The sequence below is a fragment of the Kitasatospora sp. NPDC091257 genome (assembly GCF_044757675.1).
In the GTDB taxonomy this organism is placed as follows: Bacteria; Actinomycetota; Actinomycetes; order Streptomycetales; family Streptomycetaceae; genus Kitasatospora; species Kitasatospora lactacystinica.
In genome coordinates this window covers 1-4,090 of record NZ_JBIVVI010000852.1, presented here as the reverse complement: position 1 = coordinate 4,090, position 4,090 = coordinate 1, and the positions used below count along the sequence as shown (strand labels likewise).

Sequence of the window (4,090 nt, the reverse complement as noted above, 5' to 3'; positions counted from 1 at the left end):
TCTACACGCCTCCGAACCCTCTGGCCCTCCACGACGCTCTGCCGATCTGGGCTCGCGCCCCGCACCCCGCACCCCTTGGGCCGACGCCCGCGCGACAGCCGTGCCCGAGAACGCCGCGGCCCCCGGCCGCTCGCCCGGGGAGGGCGAACGGCCGGGGGCCGCGGGAACCGCGCCGCCGGGGCGGCAGCCGGTCCTAGTACCAGTTGTGGGCCTGCCAGAACGACCACGCGCCACAGGGGCTGCCGTAGCGGGAGTTCATGTAGCCGACGCCCCACTTGATCTGGGTGGCCGGGTTGGTGCGCCAGTCGGCACCGGCCGAGGCCATCTTGGTGCCGGGCAGCGCCTGGACCAGACCGTACGCGCCGGAGCTCTTGTTGGTCGCGGTGTAGTCCCAGCCGCTCTCGCGCTTCACGATCTGGCTGAAGCACTGGAACTGCGTGTCGTTGCCGACGATCTGCCGGGCCAGGTCCTGGACCGAGCCGGGGCTGACCGAGACGGGCGGAGCGCTGTCCTCGACCGCGGTCATCGCGGAACGGGACTTGGACCGGTTCGCGGCGGCCTCGTCGGCCTTGCGCTTGTCGTCCGCGGCCTTGGCGGCCTTCTCCGCGTCGGCCTTGGCCTGGGCATCGGCCTTCGCCTGGGCGTCCGCGGCGGCCTGCTGGCGCGCGGCCTCCTCGGCGGCCTTCTGCTCCGCGGCGGCCTTGGCGGCGGCGTCGGCGGAGGCCTGCTGGGCGGATGCCTGCTGGCCGATGTTGTCACTGATGGTCTGCGCCTGGGCGCCAGAGGGGACTTCGGCAAGCAGGGTCGCGCCGGCGACGTCGACCGTCTGCATGGTCTTGCCCTCGCTGCCCGAGGCCATACCCACGACGGCACCGACAGCGGTGACGGCGGTGGCGGAGGCCACAGCAACTCCCCGGACCGAGATCCGAGTCACATGGTTTCCTTCCAGCATCGCCCACGCGTGACCGTACGGGCGCAACATGCCCCTTGGCACGGACCTCCGCACAGTGCTCTGGTCACGGGAGGTGCTGGCCCGGCGTCCGGCCGAGGTGACCGGGCGTTGAAATCGGGCGGCGTACGGCTCAACGGTGTTCAATTGTGTGTCCACCGACCGGAGTTGGCGAACCTTCCCGGGCCTGACTCCCGGAGTCCGGAAGCCCTGCCGCGCCGTACGCGGGGCCTGACAGAACCCTCACCATGCCGCACCGGGCACGGTCGACGCAATTCCCCTTCGCGTGGCGCATGTCACATTCACCGTACGGCGGTTTCCCGGACGGAAAGCACTCGATGTGATGAAACGGGCGGAGCCCGCTCCATCAGGAGCGGGCTCCGGGTCATGAGTTGACCATATTGTCCCACTATGCCCCGATCAGGGGCGGATCACGGGTGGATGTCCTCCAGCATCTCCGTGACCAGCGCCGCGATCGGCGAACGCTCCGAGCGGGTGAGCGTGATGTGGGCGAAGAGCGGATGACCCTTCAGCTTCTCCACCACCGCCACCACGCCGTCGTAGCGGCCCACCCGGAGGTTGTCCCGCTGCGCCACGTCGTGGGTGAGCACCACCCGCGAGCCCTGGCCGATCCGGGACAGCACCGTCAGCAGGACGTTCCGCTCCAGCGACTGCGCCTCGTCCACGATCACGAAGGCGTCGTGCAGCGAGCGCCCCCGGATGTGGGTCAGCGGCAGCACCTCCAGCATCCCGCGGGAGATGACCTCCTCGATCACGTCCGGGGTGGTGACGGCGGAGAGGGTGTCGAAGACCGCCTGCGCCCAGGGGCCCATCTTCTCCGCCTCGGAACCGGGCAGGTAGCCCAACTCCTGGCCGCCGACCGCGTACAGCGGCCGGAAGACCATCACCTTGCGGTGCTGCCTCCGCTCCAGCACCGCTTCCAGCCCCGCGCACAGCGCCAGCGCCGACTTCCCGGTGCCGGCCCGGCCGCCCATCGACACGATCCCGATCTCCGGGTCGAGCAGCAGGTCCAGCGCCACCCGCTGCTCGGCGCTGCGCCCGCGCAGCCCGAACGCCTCGCGCTCCCCGCGCACCAGCCGCACCCGGCCGTCGCCGGTGACCCGGCCGAGCGCCCGGCCGCGCTCCGAGGTCAGCACCAGTCCGGTGTGGACGGGCAGCTCGGTGGCGCCGTCGACGTCCACCCCCGCGTCGTGGCCGGCCGAGAACAGCGCGTCCACCTGGTCGGCCGGGACGTGCAGCTCGGACATGCCCGTCCAGCCCGAGGTGATCGCCAGCTCGGCCCGGTACTCCTCGGCGAGCAGGCCCACCGAGCTGGCCTTGATCCGCAGCGGCAGGTCCTTGGACACGACGGTCACGTCGTAGCCCTCGGCCTGGAGGTTGCGGGCGACCGCGAGGATCCGGGTGTCCGCCTCACCGCCGGCCCGGTAGCCGGCCGGCAGTATCGACACGTCGGAGTGGTTGAGCTCGACCCGGATGGTGCCGCCGAGCTCGCCGACCGGGATCGGCTCGTCGAGCCGGCCGTGACGGATCCGGTAGTCGTCGAGCAGCCGCAGTGCCTGGCGGGCGAAGTAGCCCAGCTCCGGGTGGTGTCGCTTGGCCTCCAGCTCGGTGACGACCACCACCGGGAGGACGACCTCGTGCTCCTCGAAGCGGGTCATGGCGAGCGGGTCCGCCAGGAGCACGCTCGTGTCGAGAACGTACGTGCGCCGGTCTGGTGTCCGGCGGCTCTTCGAACTGACCACTAGGCCTCCAGAGCGGATGACCCTGCGTCATCCGCGGCATGCCGGCCCCCGCTGCCCCGGTGGCCTCGGGACCGGACTGACTGGAGTATTCCCAGGCGGGGAGCGGTGCATTCGCGCCCCTGGAGAACTGACGGATCATTGCCGGTGAACGTTTGGCCTCGCGCCGGCACCGGGTAGGCCAGGCCTACGGCGGTCATTTCCTCCGGACGGGCCGGTGGCCGGGGCCGCCGTGCCGGGGTTACAGCCCCAGCCGCCGGTGGCGCTGCTCGTACGCGCGCAGCGCACGCAGGAAGTCGACCTTGCGGAAGGCCGGCCAGTACGCCTCGCAGAAGTAGAACTCGCTGTGCGCGCTCTGCCAGAGCAGGAAGCCGGACAGCCGCTGCTCGCCCGAGGTGCGGATGATCAGGTCCGGGTCGGGCTGGTTGCGGGTGTACAGGTGCTCGGCGATGTGCTCGACGGTCAGGACCTCCGCCAGCTCCTCGATCGAGGTGCCGCGCCCGGCCTGCTCCTGGAGCAGCGAGCGGACGGCGTCGGCGATCTCGTGCCGACCGCCGTAGCCGACCGCGACGTTGACCGTTATGCCGTCGATGTCGGCGGTCTGGTCGGCGGCCCGCTTGAGCACGTCGGCGGTGTGCTGCGGCAGCAGGTCCAGCGCGCCGACCGGGTTGACCCGCCAGCGGCGGGCGGCGGCCAGGCCGGTGACGGCGTCCTCGATGATGCCGAGCAGCGGGACGAGCTCGTCGGCCGGGCGGTCCAGGTTGTCGGTGGAGAGCATCCAGAGGGTGACGACCTTGACGTGGGTCTCGTCGCACCAGCCGAGGAACTCGCTGATCTTGTCGGCGCCGCGCTGGTGGCCGTACGCGGTGGAGCCGCCGGCCGCCTTGGCCCAGCGGCGGTTGCCGTCCAGGATCACGCCGATGTGGCGCGGGGTGCTCGCGAGGTGGACCTCGACCCGTCGACCGTAGAGCCCGTACATCCCGCCGAGCAGGGTGCGCAGCCCCGGCGTCCGTTCGGCGACATCGCGCAGACCCATCTTTCCCGGCCCCTCCGTGCTCGTTGCAACTGGTGCGTCTCCGCCCCGGGCGCAGCCTACTCCGGCGCGCAGGTGCACAGTAAAGCCGCAGGTAGCGGTCTGGTCACGGTCCTGTACGAAGTCTGTCCCGACGGGCGTGTCGGGGGTCGTCCGGGCGGGCCGCGGGGCCGCTGCGGGGCTCCCGGGGCGCGGACACGGAACGGTCTCCGAATCCTTAACGGAACCGTAAGCCGTTCTTCCGATGCTTGACGACCAGCAATGGTCTAGTCCAGCTTTTGATCCGGGACGGAACGATCCTCCGGCTCCGCCCCGCAGGCTCACTTCGGACCTCCCCTCCCCCACACG

3 protein-coding genes are annotated in these 4,090 nt (G+C 71.2%); all 3 read right to left on the bottom strand.

Annotated elements, in window-relative coordinates; all coding sequences use genetic code 11:
- Positions 1–193: 193 nt before the first annotated feature.
- The 3 genes from ACIQOV_RS30835 to ACIQOV_RS30825 all read right to left on the bottom strand — a co-directional run bounded on the left by ACIQOV_RS30835 (position 194) and on the right by ACIQOV_RS30825 (position 3,745).
- The gene (locus tag ACIQOV_RS30835) at positions 194–952 is read right to left on the bottom strand and encodes a transglycosylase SLT domain-containing protein (protein WP_401053911.1); all 759 of its coding nucleotides are present in this window, start codon (positions 950–952) and stop codon (positions 194–196) included.
- A gap of 428 nt (positions 953–1,380) precedes the next feature.
- A complete protein-coding gene (locus ACIQOV_RS30830) occupies positions 1,381–2,712 on the bottom strand; it encodes a PhoH family protein (RefSeq protein WP_359899497.1) in 1,332 nt (443 codons plus the stop codon).
- Between the two features lie 238 nt (positions 2,713–2,950).
- The gene (locus ACIQOV_RS30825; protein WP_181970663.1) at positions 2,951–3,745 is read right to left on the bottom strand and encodes an isoprenyl transferase; all 795 of its coding nucleotides are present in this window, start codon (positions 3,743–3,745) and stop codon (positions 2,951–2,953) included.
- Positions 3,746–4,090 lie beyond the last annotated feature (345 nt).